We start from the raw sequence: 16181 nt of genomic DNA on the forward strand, positions 1-16181 counted from the left end.
TACAATCGCCCGCATTTGCCCCCGAGTAAGAATGCTCTACGGCGGGCGCTCACGAGAAGTCTCATGCTGATCGGTAGCTATTCACCCACCCTGGTTATCATTTCACTCTGTGTCGCGATTCTCGCCTCCTATACCGCGCTCGACATGACCGGGCGCATCGCCACGGCCAAAGGCCGGGCGGTGCACTTGTGGACGGCGGGCGGTGCCTTTGCCATGGGCATTGGCGTGTGGTCGATGCACTTCATTGGCATGCTCGCATTCAAATTGCCGATTGACCTGGGTTACGACTTCACCATCACGTTGCTGTCGCTACTGACTGCAATCCTCTCTTGCGGCTTTGCCCTGTGGTTGGTCAGCCAGCCACGATTGCCGACCTGGCAACTGGCGTTTGGCGCACTGGTGATGGGCGCCGGGATCAGTGCGATGCACTACACCGGCATGGCCGCCCTGCGCATGCAGCCGGGCATCGATTACGACTCGACGCTGTTCGGCACCTCGCTGCTGATCGCCGTGGGCGCTTCGGGCGCGGCACTCTGGATCGCCTTCCGCCTGCGACAGTACTCGCCACATGTCACCTTGTTCCGCTGCTGTGCAGCAGTGATCATGGGCATCGCCATCGTCGGCATGCACTACACCGGCATGGCGGCTGCGCGTTTCCCTGACGGCAGTTTCTGTGGCGCTGCTGTCAGCGGCTTGAACGGTAAAGGCCTCGACAATCTGGTGCTGATCACCACGCTGGCGGTGCTGAGCATCGCTTTGCTGACGTCGGTGCTGGATGCGCGTCTGGAAGCGCGCACCGCTGACCTCGCGCGCTCACTCACCGAGGCGAACCGCGAACTGACCCAACTGGCCTTGCACGACCCCCTGACCGGGTTGCCCAATCGCGTATTGCTGGCCGATCGCATCGAACAGGCAATGTCCAAGGTGCAGGAGCAGGGCGGCTGTTTTGCGCTGATGTTCATCGACCTGGACGGTTTCAAACCGGTCAATGACGCCTTTGGCCACCACATGGGCGATCAGTTGTTGCGTGAAGTCGCGGTGCGCCTGCGTGAGGATTTACGTAGTCAGGACACCCTGGCGCGCATCGGTGGCGATGAATTTGTCCTGCTGGTGCGGCTTGCCGAGCCGGATGATGCGCTGGGCCTGGCGGCGCGTCAGGTGGGGTTGATCGCGCGCTCGTTCCGGGTGGCTGAACATGACCTGCAGATTTCCGCCAGCGTCGGCATCGCACTGTATCCGGGCAATGGCCAGACCGCCCAGGACTTGCTGATGAACGCTGACGCGGCGATGTATCACGCCAAGGGTTCCGGGAAAAACGGCTACAGCTTCTTCGACGTCTCGATGAACAGCAACGCGCGCAAGCAGCTGCAATTGCTGCAAGACCTGCGCAATGCGCTCGATCAGGAACAGTTCAGCCTCTATTACCAGCCCAAGTTCGACGCCAATAATGGCCGGCCGGTGGGCGCCGAAGCGCTGCTGCGTTGGGAGCACCCGACAAGGGGCATGATCCTGCCGGACACGTTTATTGACATCGCGGAAAAGACCGGGCTGATCATTCCTATCGGCGAATGGGTGCTCAACGAAGCGTGCCGACAAATGCGCGAATGGTATGTGATGGGCTACACCGACTGGCGGATCGCAGTGAACCTCTCGGCGTTGCAGTTCTGCCATGCCGGTCTGGTTCAAAGCGTGGCCAAGGCCCTGAGCACCCATCAGCTGCCGGCCAATAGCCTGACCCTGGAAATCACCGAAACCACCGCCATGAGCGACGCCGATGCGAGCATGACGGTGTTGCGGGAACTCTCGGCAATGGGCGTCGATCTGTCCATTGATGACTTCGGGACGGGGTATTCGAGCTTGATGTACCTCAAGCGCCTGCCAGCCAATGAGTTGAAGATCGACCGGGGTTTCGTCCGCGATCTGGAACACGACAGCGACGACGCCGCCATTGTCTCGGCAATCGTCGCACTCGGCCAGGCCCTGGGCTTGCGGATCGTCGCCGAAGGCGTCGAAACCGGTGTACAGCAAGACTTCCTGACCAAACTGGGATGTGATTCGTTGCAGGGTTATCTGTTGGGACACCCACTGCCAGCGGACCGCTTCATGGTCGACATCCTGCGTGCAGAACAATTGACCACCGCCTGAAGATCTCCGCCGCGCTGCTCGTCAGCTGCTACTGGCGGTCGGGAGTGTGGGTGGTCTGTTGATGTGAGCCCATGCAAAAGCTGGCAATGGCGGTTATTCTTGATCCCGACTGCTTACATTGGATTGGGGGAACACTTTTATGGATAAAGTCATCGTCATCACCGGTGGCGGCCGCGGTATTGGGGCCGCCACCGCCCTGTTGGCCGCCGAACAGGGTTATCGGATCTGTATCAACTACCAGTCTGACGAGTCCGCTGCGCAACGCGTGCTGGAGCAAGTTCGCGCACTGGGCGCTCAAGCCATCGCGGTGCGCGCCGATGTCAGCATCGAAGATGAAGTGGTCGCTCTGTTCCATCGCGTGGACACTGAGTTGGGTCGGGTCACCGCGCTGGTGAACAACGCTGGCACCGTCGGGCACAAATCCCGGGTCGATGAAATGTCCGAGTTCCGCATCCTCAAAATCCTCAAGACCAACGTTCTGGCACCGATCCTCTGCGCCAAGCACGCGATCCTGCGCATGTCGCCCAAACACGGCGGGCAGGGCGGCAGCATCGTTAACGTGTCTTCGGTGGCCTCGCGTTTGGGCTCGCCCAACGAATACGTGGATTACGCCGCGTCAAAAGGTGCGCTGGACAGCTTCACCATTGGCCTGTCCAAGGAAGTGGCGGGTGAGGGCATTCGTGTCAACGCCGTGCGCCCGGGGTTTATTTTCACCGACTTCCATGCGCTGAGCGGGGATCCGGATCGGGTCAGCAAGCTTGAATCGGCGATACCGATGGCACGGGGCGGGCGACCGGATGAAGTGGCCGAGGCAATTGTGTGGTTGCTGTCAGACAAGGCTTCTTATGCGACCGGGACTTTCGTTGATCTTGGTGGTGGGCGGTAAAACTTCAGGATTTGCATTGCCCGTACCGGCCTCATCGCGAGCAGGCTCGCTCCCACAGTGGATCTTCAGTGGTCACAAAACCTGTGGGAGCGAGCCTGCTCCGGGCGGCGTTCCGACGATGACGGTAGTCCAGACAACATCAATCTTTCAGAACGACCGCACGATCCGCCCCAACGTCTCCATCGCCTTCTCTGAATCCTCGGTCCACGGGCTGCCGTAATTCAACCGAATACAGTTGCGAAACCGTTGCGTCGGCGAAAAAATCGGTCCCGGCGCGATGCTGATGCCTTGCGCCAACGCCATCTGGAACAACTTCAGCGAATCCATCTGCGGCGGCAGTTCCAGCCACAAAAAGTAGCCACCGGCCGGTTGGCTGACGCGGGTCTGTGCCGGGAAATAGCGGGCGATGGCGGCGAGCATGGCGCTTTGCTGTTCTTCGAGGGCGTAACGCAGCTTGCGCAGGTGCCGGTCGTAACCGCCGTGTTGCAGGTAATCGGCGATGGCCGCTTGCGCCGGCATCGAGGCGCAGAGTGAGGTCATGAGTTTCAGGCGTTCGATCTTCTGCGCGTAACGCCCGGCAGCGACCCAGCCGATGCGGTAACCGGGGGCCAGGCTCTTGGCGAACGAACCGCAGTGCATCACCAACCCTTCGGTATCAAAGGCCTTGGCCGGTTTCGGCGCCTGTTGCCCGTAATACAACTCGGCGTAGACGTCGTCTTCGATCAGCGGCACCTGATGGCGGCGCAGTAATTCCACCAATGCCTGCTTTTTCGCCTCGGGCATGGACGCGCCCATCGGGTTCTGGAAACTGGTCATGCACCAGCAGACTTTGATCGGATGACGCTCCAGCGTCTGGGCCAGTACCCCCAGGTCAATGCCGTCGCGAGGGTGCACCGGGATTTCCACGGCCTTGAGTTTCAGCCGTTCCAGTATTTGCAGGCAGGCGTAAAACGCTGGCGCTTCAATGGCCACCAGGTCACCGGGTTGCGTGACCGCTTGCAGGCACAGGTTCAAGGCTTCCAGCGCGCCATTGGTGATCAACAGCTCTTCCATCGGCAGCATCAATCCGCCGACCATGTAGCGCAGGGCGATTTGCCGACGCAACTGCGGATTGCCCGGCGACATGTCGGTGACAACCATGCGCGGGTCCATCTCCCGGGTCGCGCTGGCCAGCGAGCGCGACAGGCGCTGCAACGGGAACAGGGTCGGGCTGGGGAAGGCCGAGCCGAACGGGACGGTGTTCGGGTCCTTGATCGAGTCGAGCACCGAGAACACCAACTCGCTGACGTCAACTTCGGTGGACTCGTTGACCTGGCTGCTGATCACTGGCTCCGAGAACGGGCTCGGTGCGTGGACGTTGACGAAATAACCCGAACGCGGCCGCGCGCGGATCAGGCCGCGGCGTTCGAGCAGGTAATAGGCCTGGAACACCGTGGACGGGCTCACGCCATAGGTCTGGCTGGCGTAGCGCACCGATGGCACGCGCTGTCCGGGGCCGAGGACGCCGGAGCGGATCAGTTCAGCGATGTCGTCGGCGAATTTTTCGTAGCGTTTCATCGAGTGCCTGGATTTGATTTCAGTCAGAAAAATCGAGGTGACTTCATCGCGAGCAGGCTCACTCCCACATTGGTTTTGTGAACACTGGAGATCCAGTGTGGGAGCGAGCCTGCTCGCGATTGGCGCACCGCAGTCTAAAGCCTTAACGATTCATCGGCGCAACAAACCGGCTCTTGGCCTCGCTGTAGATATCCGGCTCATCGCTGTCGACAATCTTGAACGTGATCGACTGCGAGCTGCTCCTCGGCCGCTCCATGGTCATCGCCACCGACACCGGCACATCGACAATCTCGCCGGGCGCCAGGCTCAGCTGCGTCTTGCCTTGCAACTGGAAGCCGTCACCCTCCACCAGACTCAAACGATAATCCTGACGTAATTGGGTTTTGTTGATGACCTTGAGGCTGTAGATGTTTTCGATCTGCCCCTGACTGTTTTCACGGAACAGGCCACGGTCCTTGCTCACGTCCAGCGACACCATGGGCCGCTCCACCAGCGCGAGGGCGAGGGCGCCGATCATCACCAACAGCACCGCCGTGTAACCCATTAACCGTGGCCGCAGCAGGTGAGTCTTGCCACCCTGTAATTGATGCTCCGAGGTGTAGCTGATCAGCCCACGGGCATAGCCCATTTTGTCCATGATCGAGTCACAGGCATCGATGCACGCGGCGCAGCCAATACATTCCATTTGCAAGCCGTCGCGGATGTCGATGCCGGTCGGGCAGACCTGTACACACAGCTGACAATCGATGCAATCACCCAGGCCGACTTCGGCTGGTTTCACCTCACGTTTACGTGCGCCACGGTTTTCACCACGGGCCGCGTCATAGGAAATGGTCAGGGTGTCTTTGTCGAACATCACACTCTGGAACCGCGCATACGGGCACATGTGCATGCACACCGCTTCGCGCAACCAGCCGGCGTTGATGTACGTGGCGCCGGTAAAGAACAGCACCCAGAACAGACTGACACCGCCCATTTGCCAGGTCAGCAGCTCTTCGGCCAACGGCCGGATCGGAGTGAAGTAGCCGACGAAGGTCAAGCCGGTGAGCAGGCTGATCGCCAGCCACAGCGAGTGCTTGGCCGAACGCCGCAGCAGTTTGTTCAAGCCCCACGGCGCGGCTTGCAGCTTGATGCGCTGGTTGCGCTCGCCTTCGGTGATCTTCTCGCACCACATGAAGATCCAGGTCCAGGAACTCTGCGGGCAGGTGTAGCCGCACCAGACGCGGCCGGCGAACACAGTGATCGCAAACAGGCCGAACGCGGCGATGATCAACAGCGCCGAAAGCAGGATGAAATCCTGCGGCCAGAAGGTCGCGCCGAAAATATGGAATTTGCTTTCTGAAAGGTCCCAGAGCACCGCTTGGCGGTCGCCCCAGTTCAGCCACACCGTGCCGAAGAACAGCAAAAACAGAAATCCCGCACCACACAAACGCAAGGTGCGGAACAGGCCGGTGAAGCTGCGGGTGTGGATCAGGTTGTCGTTGGACTTGGCCTTCATCTTCGGACGCGAAGGCTCGAACGTCTGTACCGCAGGGGTGCTTTCAACTAATCGGACGGGGATTCTATCGCTCATGGTCTGTCGCTCATCAGCCTCCATCAGGCAGGCGCACTATGAGCGTCGATCTGTTTGCATAACAGACTCAGGTATTGCAATAAAAAGCGGATCAGATGAGCACTGAACCACGGCCTGCGACAACTTGAAGCACCTGCCCTGGCAGGACCCAACCGCCTATACCGCGCCTGTACAGCTCTTGTTGATCAGCGTCAGTCAAATCACCGAATCACTGTCCGTGGCCTTCAAATGCCGGCGACCGTCGACCGCGCCTGCTACGGTCAATGCGTCGGCTTCTGCTTCGGTGATGTAGATACGCCGGCCATCGACGTCCACCGCTGACATGGATTTTTCCGAGTCAGTGACGATGGTGACGTCAGGGCATAGGCGAATTTCCTCGCCGGTTTCGGTGGTGAAGAAGCAGGTCTCGTTTTCGATGCGCACGGTCATGGTGAGGTCCTTTTTTCTGCGAGTACGTAAGCGTTAGGACGTACTCAATGGCCATCGTTCGGTGCAACCGATTAATGGTCGGCGCGGACCATCCTTTAACAACCCGTGCAAGGTTCCCGCGTGGAGTGGTCTGCACCCGGTAAATTGTAATGATCACGGCTTCACAATCACCGGCGGCATCGTGCTCGGCGGTTCTTCCCGGGGTGGTGCTGTGGTGCCAGGCGGATCTTGCTCAGGCACAGGTTCCGGCTCGGTCGGTGGAATGACCGGGCTGTCGATGTTCGGGTCAGGCGTCTCGGCAGGGATTGGAATACTCATTTTCAAGCCTCCAGTGGCACATGGCGTAAGTCGTGCTTAAGTGAGTTGACCTCCCGACGCGGAAATTGATTCCCCCGCAAACGCCAAGGCAAATCCCTCTGAACTTTTAGCCAATCCGGTGGCTCCCAACCTAAGTGAGTCTATTCAGGGAACACCCGGTACAAGAGCGTCCATGGGGCGTAAAGGAGAGATGCTCGATGACTGCTGCAAAACCGACAGAGCTCAATTACAACCCTCACATGCCGCTTTCGCAGGCTTTATTACTGCCGCGAATCGCGATTGAAAACACCCAGCCGACCCTTGATGGCGGACAGTTCGCCGTCAAATCCGTAGTGGGCCAGGACGTGCTGGTCACCTGCAAAGTGTTTGCCGATGGCCACGACAAACTGGCCGTGCGGGTGCGCTGGCGGGCTGAGGGCGATGACATCTGGCAAAGCGCAGTCATGGCGGACGTGGGCAACAACGGCTGGCAAGGTCAGTTCCGTGTCGAGCGTCAGGGGCGCTATCTGTACTGCATCGAGGCCTGGATCGATCAGTTCGCCAGCTTCTGTTATGAACTGGAGAAGAAGCACGCCGCGCGTGTTCCCGTCAGTCTTGAATTGCAGGAAGGACGCACTCAGGTCCAGCAGGCGGCCGAGCGCAGCGAAGGCGGGTTGAGCGAACAACTGGCGGCCCTGCACCATGAGCTGTCCGGTTTGCTCGAAAACGAGCAGGTGGCACTGTTTCTGCACCAGCGTAGCGCCGAGCTGATGGCTCAGGTCGATCATCACGCCTTTGTGAGCCTGAGCCCGGAATACCCGTTGGATGTCGAACGGGAACTGGCGCAGTTCGCCAGTTGGTATGAACTGTTTCCGCGCTCGATCACTGATAATCCCGCCCGTCACGGCACGTTCAATGATGTGCATGCGCGGTTGCCGATGATTCAGGACATGGGGTTCGACGTCCTGTACTTCCCGCCAATCCACCCGATCGGCCGCAGTTTCCGCAAAGGTCCGAACAATTCCCTGACCGCCGGTCCCGAAGATCCCGGTAGTCCCTATGCGATTGGCAGCGAAGAGGGCGGGCATGAGGCGATTCACTCGCAGCTCGGCACCCGCGACGACTTCCGTCGCCTGGTCGCCACGGCGGCGGACTACGGGATTGAAATCGCCCTCGATTTTGCGATTCAGTGTTCCCAGGACCACCCCTGGCTGCAACAGCACCCCGGCTGGTTCAATTGGCGGCCGGACGGCACGATCAAATACGCCGAAAATCCGCCGAAAAAATACCAGGACATCGTCAACGTCGACTTCTACGCCACCGAGGCCATTCCGAGCCTGTGGGTAGAGCTGCGTGACATCGTGGTCGGTTGGGTCGAAGAGGGTGTGAAGATCTTTCGCGTCGACAACCCTCATACCAAACCGCTGCCGTTCTGGCAGTGGCTGATTGCCGATGTGCGCGCCCTGTATCCGGAGGTGATCTTCCTCGCCGAAGCCTTTACCACGCCGGCGATGATGGCGCGGCTGGGCAAGGTCGGTTATTCCCAGAGCTACACCTATTTCACTTGGCGTAACACCAAGCATGAGCTGGCGACGTATTTCACCGAGCTCAATGAATCGCCGTGGCGTGAATGCTACCGGCCGAACTTCTTCGTCAATACGCCGGACATCAACCCGTTTTTTTTGCATGAGTCCGGGCGCGCCGGCTTTTTGATCCGCGCAGTGTTGGCGACCATGGGTTCTGGCCTGTGGGGCATGTACTCGGGTTTTGAACTGTGTGAGTCGGCACCGATCCCAGGCAAAGAGGAATACCTCGACTCCGAAAAGTACGAGATTCGCCCACGGGATTTCAACGCGCCAGGCAACATCATTGCCGAGATCGCGCAGCTCAACCGCATCCGCCGGCAGAACCCGGCCCTGCACACACACCTGGGCCTGAAGGTCTACAACGCGTGGAACGATAACATTCTGTATTTCGGCAAACGCAGCGCCGACGGCAGCAACTTCATTCTGGTGGCGGTCAGTCTGGATCCGCATAACGTTCAGGAAGCCAATTTCGAATTGCCGCTATGGGAAATGGGCTTACCCGACGACGCCAGCACCCAGGGTGAAGACTTGATGAACGGCCACCGCTGGACCTGGTATGGCAAGTACCAGTTCATGCGCATTGACCCGGCCTACCAGCCATTCGGGATCTGGCGGATTACCGCGTAGATGCAAAACCTGTGGGAGCGAGCCTGCTCGCGAAAGCTAATTGTCAGGCAACACAGTTGTTGAATGTTCAATCGCCTTCGCGAGCAGGCTCGCTCCCACAGGGTTGGTGATCGGCTCAGCGGCTTTTTCGAATTCAACAGGAGTTTCAAATGGCGAAGAAACCCAAAGCAGCCACCTTCATCAAAGACCCGCTCTGGTACAAGGACGCAGTGATCTACCAGGTTCACGTCAAGTCGTTTTTCGACTCCAATAACGACGGAATCGGCGACTTCCCCGGCCTGATCGCCAAACTTGATTACATTGCCGACCTCGGCGTCAATACCATCTGGCTGTTGCCGTTCTACCCCTCGCCGCGCCGTGACGATGGCTACGACATTGCCGAGTACCGCGGCGTGCACGCCGATTACGGCACGATGGCCGACGCCAAGCGTTTCATTGCCGAGGCGCACAAGCGTGGCCTGCGGGTGATTACCGAACTGGTCATCAACCACACTTCGGACCAGCACGCCTGGTTCCAGCGTGCGCGCAAGGCCAAACCCGGCTCAGCGGCGCGGGACTTCTACGTCTGGTCCGATGACGATCAAAAGTACGACGGCACGCGCATCATCTTTCTCGACACCGAGAAATCCAACTGGACCTGGGACCCGGTGGCCGGCCAGTACTTCTGGCACCGTTTCTACTCCCACCAGCCGGACCTCAATTTCGATAACCCACAGGTCATGAAAGCCGTGCTCTCGGTCATGCGCTACTGGCTGGACATGGGCATCGACGGTTTGCGGCTGGATGCCATTCCGTACCTGATCGAACGTGAGGGCACCAACAACGAAAACCTCCCCGAGACCCACGACGTCCTGAAGCAGATCCGCGCCGAGATCGACGCCAATTACCCGGACCGCATGCTGCTGGCCGAAGCCAATCAATGGCCGGAAGACACGCAACTGTACTTTGGTGCCACCGACAAAAAGGGCCTGAATGGCGACGAATGCCACATGGCCTTTCACTTCCCGTTGATGCCGCGCATGTACATGGCGCTGGCCCAGGAGGATCGCTTCCCGATCACCGATATCCTGCGCCAGACCCCGGAGATCCCGGCCAATTGTCAGTGGGCGATTTTCCTGCGCAATCACGATGAGCTGACCCTGGAAATGGTCACCGACAAGGAGCGCGATTACCTGTGGAATTACTACGCGGCCGACCGTCGGGCGCGGATCAACCTGGGGATTCGCCGCCGACTGGCGCCACTGGTGGAGCGTGATCGGCGGCGCGTGGAACTGCTCAACAGTTTGCTGCTGTCGATGCCCGGCACGCCGACCCTGTATTACGGCGATGAAATCGGCATGGGCGACAACATCTACCTCGGTGACCGAGATGGCGTGCGCACGCCGATGCAGTGGTCGATTGACCGTAACGGCGGGTTCTCGCGCGCCGATCCGGCCAGCCTGGTGCTGCCACCGATCATGGACCCGCAATACGGCTACCTGTCGGTCAACGTCGAAACCCAGGCCGGCGATCCGCATTCGCTGCTCAACTGGACCCGGCGCATGCTTGCCGTGCGCAAACAGTCCAAGGCGTTCGGGCGCGGCACGCTGAAAATGCTCTCGCCGAGCAACCGCCGAATTCTGGCCTATACCCGTGAATTCACCGGGGCTGACGGCAAGCACGAAATCATCCTGTGCGTGGCCAACGTCTCGCGCAGCGCACAAGCGGCGGAACTCGATTTGTCGGCGTACGTCGGCATGGTGCCGGTGGAGATGCTCGGCGGTAACGCCTTCCCGCCGATTGGCCAGTTGAATTTCCTCCTGACCCTGGCGCCTTACGGCTTCTATTGGTTCGGGCTCGCGGCGGAAAACCAGATGCCGAGCTGGCACGTGGAGCCGGCGCAAAGCCTGCCGGACTTCACCACGCTGGTGTTGAAACAGCGCATGGAAGAGCTGCTCGAAACTCCGTCCCGTGACACGCTGGAACAAGGCATTCTGCCGAACTGGCTGCAGAATCGCCGCTGGTTTGCCGGCAAGGATGTGGCCATCGAACAGGTCAACCTGGCCTACGGCGTGCGCTTCGGCGATCCGCTGTACCCGGTGCTGTTGAGCGAAATTGACGTCACCAGCGCGGGCCAGACTCACCGCTATCAGCTGCCATTGGGCTTTATTCCCGAAGATCAGGTCGGCGCGGCGCTGCCTCAGCAGTTGGCGTTGTCGCGGGTGCGCCGTGGACGTCAGGTGGGTTTGATCACCGATGCCTTCAGCCTCGAACCGTTTATCCATGCTGTGTTGCAAGGCATGCAGAACGACACCGTCTTGCCATCGAGCGCGGGCGACATCCGTTTCGAGCCTACAGCAGAGCTGGCGAAACTGGGACTGACGCAAGCGTCACCGGTGCGTTATCTGTCCGCCGAGCAGTCCAACAGTTCGGTGGTGATCGGCAACAGCCTGGTGCTCAAGCTGATCCGCAAACTCGCCTCAGGCGTGCACCCGGAACTGGAAATGAGTGCGTACCTGACCCGCGCGGGGTTCCGCAATATTTCGCCGCTGCTGGGTTCGGTGGTGCGCCGCGACGAGCAAGGCGAGGACACCTTGTTGATGATCGCTCAGGGCTATTTGAGCAATCAGGGCGATGCCTGGGAATGGACCCAGAACAACCTTGAACGCGCGCTGCGAGACGAGTTGGCCGATGCCATGTCCGAGCAGGAACAGCACTACAACGCACTCGGTGAGTTGAAGGATTTTGCCGGCATGCTCGGCCAGCGTCTGGGGGAAATGCACCAGGTACTGGCCGCTCCGACCAAAGACCCGGACTTCGCCCCGCAAATCACCACCCAGAAAGAGGCGCAGGCCTCGGCCAAGGACGTGGCAGCGCAGCTGGAGCACGCACTTAAGTTGCTCAAGCAACATCTGAACGAACTGAGCCCGGCGGACCAGACCTTGGTCAGTCGTTTACAGGACCACAAAAAAGCCATCCTCAGCCATGTGCAGGAACTCGGCAAGAAAGCCGCCGGTGGCTTGCGCATCCGTGTTCACGGCGACTTGCACCTGGGCCAGGTGCTGGTGATCAAGGGCGATGCCTACCTGATCGATTTTGAGGGCGAGCCGGCGCGGCCGCTGCGTGAACGGCGGGGCAAGCACAGCCCGTACAAGGACGTCAGCGGGGTGTTGCGTTCTTTCGATTACGCCGCTGCGATGACGATTAATGTGCATAACGTCGACAACACGGCCCAGGCCCAGGCTGCCCGTCAGCGGGTCGCCGAGCGCTACCTTTTTGAAGCAAAACAGGCATTTGTTGACGCTTATCGGCTGGCGGCAGCTAGTCTTGCTCATGCGTGGCAAGATCCGGAGGGCGAGGACGCCGCGCTGGCGTTGTTCGGTCTGGAGAAGGCGGCCTATGAAGTGGCGTATGAGGCCGAAAATCGACCCACTTGGCTGCCGGTGCCTTTGCACGGCTTGTATGGATTATTAAGTGGGCTTAAACCCTTTTCCGAACTTGGTGGAGAGTAGTCATGAGTTTCTCGAACAAGGAACAGGGTCACGCTAAAGAGGCATTGCTGCCCAGAGCGCGGGACATCGACGCGTTGGTGCGCGCCGAACATCACGACCCTTTTGCAATTCTGGGGCCCCATGGCGATGGCGCCGACGGGCAATTCATTCGAGCGTATTTGCCTGATGCGTTGAGCGTGCAGGTGTTGGCCAGAGATTCCGGGGAAGAACTCGGCAATCTGCAAGCCACCCACACACCGGGGCTGTTTGTCGGGCACCTCGAACAGGCCCGGCCATATCTACTGCGCACCCGTTGGGCCGGCGGTGAGCAAATCAGCGAAGACCCTTACAGCTTTGGCCCGCTGCTCGGTGAGATGGACTTGTACCTGTTCGCCGAAGGCAATCACCGCGACCTGAGCAGCTGCCTCGGCGCGCAGCTGAAGACAGTCGAGGGTGTCGACGGCGTGCGTTTCGCCGTGTGGGCACCCAACGCCAAGCGCGTGTCGGTGGTCGGTGATTTCAACAACTGGGACGGTCGCCGCCATCCAATGCGTTTGCGTCACCCGACCGGAGTCTGGGAGCTGTTCATCCCACGCCTGAGAGCAGGGGACGCCTACAAATACGAAATCCTTGGCAGCCACGGTATTTTGCCGCTTAAAGCTGACCCGATGGCGCTGGCCACCACCTTGCCGCCAGATACGGCCTCAAAGGTCGCCTCACCGCTGTCCATCGAGTGGCAGGATCAGGCGTGGATGCAATCGCGTGGCGAACGTCAGCGACCGACCGCGCCGCTGTCGATCTACGAATTGCACGCCGGTTCCTGGCAATGCGAACTGGACGACCTGGGCGAAGTCGCCCGTCAGTACACCTGGCCCGAGTTGGGTGAGCGGCTGATTCCGTATGTGAAGGATTTGGGGTTCACCCACATCGAACTGATGCCGATCATGGAGCACCCGTTCGGCGGCTCTTGGGGTTATCAATTGCTGTCGCAATTCGCCCCGAGCGCCCGATACGGTTCACCGGATGACTTTGCCGCGTTCGTCAACGCCTGCCACCAGGCGGAAATCGGGGTGATTCTCGACTGGGTGCCGGCGCATTTCCCCACTGACGTCCACGGCATGGCGCAATTCGATGGCACGGCGCTGTACGAATATGGCAATCCGCTGGAAGGTTTTCATCAGGACTGGGACACGCTGATCTACAACCTGGGGCGCACCGAAGTGCACGGTTACATGCTGGCTTCGGGATTGCACTGGCTCAAGCATTTCCATGTCGATGGCCTGCGCGTCGATGCCGTGGCGTCGATGCTCTATCGCGATTACTCGCGCAAGGCCGGCGAATGGGTACCGAACCGCCATGGCGGTCGGGAAAACCTCGAAGCCATCGACTTTTTGCGGCACCTCAACGACGTGGTGGCGCTGGAGGCACCCGGTGCGCTGGTCATCGCCGAAGAGTCCACGGCGTGGCCGGGTGTCAGCCAGAGCACGCAACAGGGCGGTTTGGGCTTTGCCTACAAGTGGAACATGGGCTGGATGCACGATTCGTTGCATTACATCCAGCAGGATCCGGTGTACCGCGCCCATCACCATAACGAACTGAGTTTTGGCCTGGTGTACGCCTGGTCCGAGCGTTTCATCCTGCCGATTTCCCACGATGAAGTGGTCCACGGCAAGCATTCATTGATCGACAAAATGCCCGGCGACCGTTGGCAGAAATTTGCCAATTTGCGCGCGTACTTGAGCTTCATGTGGACGCACCCTGGCAAGAAGCTGTTGTTCATGGGCTGCGAATTCGGTCAGTGGCGCGAGTGGAATCACGATCAGCAATTGGACTGGTATTTGTTGCAATACCCCGAACACAAAGGGGTGCAGAAACTGGTCGGTGACCTCAATCGGCTGTACCGCGAAGAACCGGCGCTGCATGAGCAGGATGATGTCCCGCAAGGCTTCCAGTGGCTGATCGGCGACGATGCGATCAACAGCGTGTACGCGTGGCTGCGCTGGAGCAAGGAGGGTCGGCCGGTACTGGTCGTGGCCAACTTCACCCCGGTGCCACGTGAGGGTTATCGCGTCGGCGTACCGTTTGCCGGGCGCTGGACCGAGGTGATCAACAGCGATGCGGCGATGTATGCCGGCTCCAACTATGGCAACAGTGGCGGGGCATTGACCGAGGAGGCACCGAGCCATGGACAGGCGCTTTCACTGGTGTTGAATCTACCTCCGCTGGCGGTGTTGATTTTGCGGCCTGAGGGTTGATCTGACACCGGGTCGCTGCAATCGCGAGCAGGCTCGCTCCCACATGGGTTTTGCATTCGGCACAAAACCACTGTGGGAGCGAGCCGGCTCGCGATAGCTTCAGACCAGACAATACAAGTCTAGAAGTCAGGCGCTCACCACCGCATCCGCACCCCCAAACTCCCAATCAACCCATTCAAATCATTGTCATCCACATCACTGCTGTAATCCGCGCTGACGTACAAACTCACTGTGGGCGTGACCCTGGCGACCAACCCCAACCCTAATTCAACCGTCGAAGAATTGCGGCTGCTGCTGATCTTGTCGACCTGGTCGAGAGTCACGGTATTGCCGGTGTTCACGGTGTGCCACAAGTTAGTCCGTACGTAGGGTTCGACGCCCAGGCCATTGATATCGTAACTGCCTTTCAATCGTGCGCCGACCCGTCCGCTCCAGGATGTGATGTCGTTCGATGACGCATTCCCCGAGCCGGCATACGGCATATCCAGGGTAATGCGCTGATTGATTAACTGCGCCTGGGGTTCGACCACCCAGTTCTTGCCCAGGCCGATCGGGAAGCCGCCTTCCACCGACAATGTCATCGCCGTGCCTTCAGTGACCTGCCGTTCGCCCTGGCTGTTAAGGCTGTATCCGTTGACCCGGCCACCACTGGCGGTCAAATCCACGTGCCAGCCTTGAGGGCCGATCAGGCTCCAGTAAGCGCCGAGGCTCTCGCCTTGGAGGTTGAGGGTGTCGTGGTCGGGGTTGGCCAAGGCTCGACTGGTCAGCAAGCCGTTGCCATTGCCTTCTAAATGGGTGGTGCCGCCGATCAGCCCGACCTTTTGGGTATGACCACTACCGCTCTGCAAGGTGAGGACCGCCGGACCTTTGAATTCTGTGGTGCCAGGAATCGAAGATCCTAGTGACTGGAAATCGGTCTGCGCTTGTCGCGACGGTTGACCGTACATCTGGTCCCAGGTTGAAGGTGCTTCGTCTTCGATGGTCAGGTGTGAGCTAGTTGTATCGGACGCGGCTCTGAAGTGGCCGGGTGAGGGGGCGGTGATGGTGGTGGTTGCCAAGGTCAGTATCGAAACATCCTGGCGATACCACGGGGCGACTTCTTCTTCCGTCGGTCCCGCCTGGGCCTCCAGGGTGGAACACAGCAAGATAGAGCTTGTAACAGTGCAAAAAGTGACTTTGATCTCTTGTTGGGTGAATGACGTTTTCATGGGGGTCTACCTTGCAATCGCATGGGGTCTCTCGCTGTGGCGTCTCTCCTACCCCGAATGAGGGGCGGCCGAATGAATGGGGGCAAGCCTGTGGGCGCCCGGATTGGCGGGTGTCTGGGGGGTGCCCCCTGATGGTACTTCGGGGGTA

The 16181-nt window shown here is 59.7% G+C and carries 10 protein-coding genes; 5 read left to right on the plus strand and 5 right to left on the minus strand.

Going from position 1 to position 16181, the window contains the following annotated elements; translation table 11 throughout:
* The first annotated feature begins 63 nt into the window (after positions 1-63).
* Positions 64-2145 carry a putative bifunctional diguanylate cyclase/phosphodiesterase gene (locus AC3ISI_RS12645; protein WP_489337255.1) on the plus strand — a complete coding sequence of 694 codons (2082 nt, stop codon included), beginning with the start codon at positions 64-66 and terminating at the stop codon, positions 2143-2145.
* A 139-nt stretch (positions 2146-2284) separates the two neighbouring features.
* Positions 2285-3031: an SDR family oxidoreductase gene (locus AC3ISI_RS12650; RefSeq protein ID WP_489337256.1), complete on the plus strand. Its 747-nt coding sequence runs from the start codon at positions 2285-2287 to the stop codon at positions 3029-3031.
* A gap of 147 nt (positions 3032-3178) precedes the next feature.
* Here AC3ISI_RS12650 and mapR read toward each other — a convergent pair whose 3' ends face one another.
* From mapR to AC3ISI_RS12670, 4 genes are all read right to left on the minus strand, one after another.
* Positions 3179-4588, minus strand: coding sequence for a GntR family transcriptional regulator MpaR (gene mapR / locus AC3ISI_RS12655; RefSeq protein ID WP_489337257.1), 1410 nt, complete (start codon positions 4586-4588; stop codon positions 3179-3181).
* Positions 4589-4730: 142 nt separating this feature from the next.
* Positions 4731-6161: a cytochrome c oxidase accessory protein CcoG gene (ccoG, locus tag AC3ISI_RS12660; protein WP_489337258.1), complete on the minus strand. Its 1431-nt coding sequence runs from the start codon at positions 6159-6161 to the stop codon at positions 4731-4733.
* 195 nt (positions 6162-6356) lie between these two features.
* Complete coding sequence (locus tag AC3ISI_RS12665; protein WP_489337259.1) at positions 6357-6590, minus strand: DUF3203 family protein; 234 nt, start codon at positions 6588-6590, stop codon at positions 6357-6359.
* A 153-nt stretch (positions 6591-6743) separates the two neighbouring features.
* Entirely contained in the window at positions 6744-6908 is a 165-nt protein-coding gene (locus AC3ISI_RS12670) for a hypothetical protein (protein ID WP_489337260.1), read from the minus strand.
* A gap of 197 nt (positions 6909-7105) precedes the next feature.
* Between AC3ISI_RS12670 and AC3ISI_RS12675 the strand changes: the two genes are divergently transcribed.
* The 3 genes from AC3ISI_RS12675 (at position 7106) to glgB (ending at position 14825) form a co-directional block, all read left to right on the plus strand.
* Positions 7106-9100 carry an alpha-1,4-glucan--maltose-1-phosphate maltosyltransferase gene (locus AC3ISI_RS12675; RefSeq protein ID WP_489337261.1) on the plus strand — a complete coding sequence of 665 codons (1995 nt, stop codon included), beginning with the start codon at positions 7106-7108 and terminating at the stop codon, positions 9098-9100.
* Positions 9101-9249: 149 nt separating this feature from the next.
* Positions 9250-12591 carry a maltose alpha-D-glucosyltransferase gene (gene treS, locus AC3ISI_RS12680; RefSeq protein WP_489337262.1) on the plus strand — a complete coding sequence of 1114 codons (3342 nt, stop codon included), beginning with the start codon at positions 9250-9252 and terminating at the stop codon, positions 12589-12591.
* 2 nt (positions 12592-12593) lie between these two features.
* Positions 12594-14825: a 1,4-alpha-glucan branching protein GlgB gene (gene glgB, locus AC3ISI_RS12685; protein ID WP_489337263.1), complete on the plus strand. Its 2232-nt coding sequence runs from the start codon at positions 12594-12596 to the stop codon at positions 14823-14825.
* A 134-nt stretch (positions 14826-14959) separates the two neighbouring features.
* On the opposite strand, the gene AC3ISI_RS12690 is transcribed toward glgB, so the two are convergent.
* Positions 14960-16033 carry an autotransporter domain-containing protein gene (locus tag AC3ISI_RS12690; protein ID WP_489337264.1) on the minus strand — a complete coding sequence of 358 codons (1074 nt, stop codon included), beginning with the start codon at positions 16031-16033 and terminating at the stop codon, positions 14960-14962.
* Between the last annotated feature and the right edge of the window lie 148 nt (positions 16034-16181).

The sequence above is a fragment of the Pseudomonas sp. GL_139_B genome (assembly GCF_057834475.1).

Excerpts from the sequence above, each read along its gene's own strand:
- mapR (WP_489337257.1), bottom strand. The coding sequence starts at position 4,588 with ATGAAACGCTACGAAAAATTCGCCGACGACATCGCTGAACTGATCCGC.
- AC3ISI_RS12690 (WP_489337264.1), bottom strand. The coding sequence starts at position 16,033 with ATGAAAACGTCATTCACCCAACAAGAGATCAAAGTCACTTTTTGCACT.
- treS (WP_489337262.1), top strand. The coding sequence starts at position 9,250 with ATGGCGAAGAAACCCAAAGCAGCCACCTTCATCAAAGACCCGCTCTGG.
- AC3ISI_RS12650 (WP_489337256.1), top strand. The coding sequence starts at position 2,285 with ATGGATAAAGTCATCGTCATCACCGGTGGCGGCCGCGGTATTGGGGCC.
- AC3ISI_RS12645 (WP_489337255.1), top strand. The coding sequence starts at position 64 with ATGCTGATCGGTAGCTATTCACCCACCCTGGTTATCATTTCACTCTGT.
- AC3ISI_RS12670 (WP_489337260.1), bottom strand. The coding sequence starts at position 6,908 with ATGAGTATTCCAATCCCTGCCGAGACGCCTGACCCGAACATCGACAGC.
- glgB (WP_489337263.1), top strand. The coding sequence starts at position 12,594 with ATGAGTTTCTCGAACAAGGAACAGGGTCACGCTAAAGAGGCATTGCTG.
- AC3ISI_RS12675 (WP_489337261.1), top strand. The coding sequence starts at position 7,106 with ATGACTGCTGCAAAACCGACAGAGCTCAATTACAACCCTCACATGCCG.
- AC3ISI_RS12665 (WP_489337259.1), bottom strand. The coding sequence starts at position 6,590 with ATGACCGTGCGCATCGAAAACGAGACCTGCTTCTTCACCACCGAAACC.
- ccoG (WP_489337258.1), bottom strand. The coding sequence starts at position 6,161 with ATGAGCGATAGAATCCCCGTCCGATTAGTTGAAAGCACCCCTGCGGTA.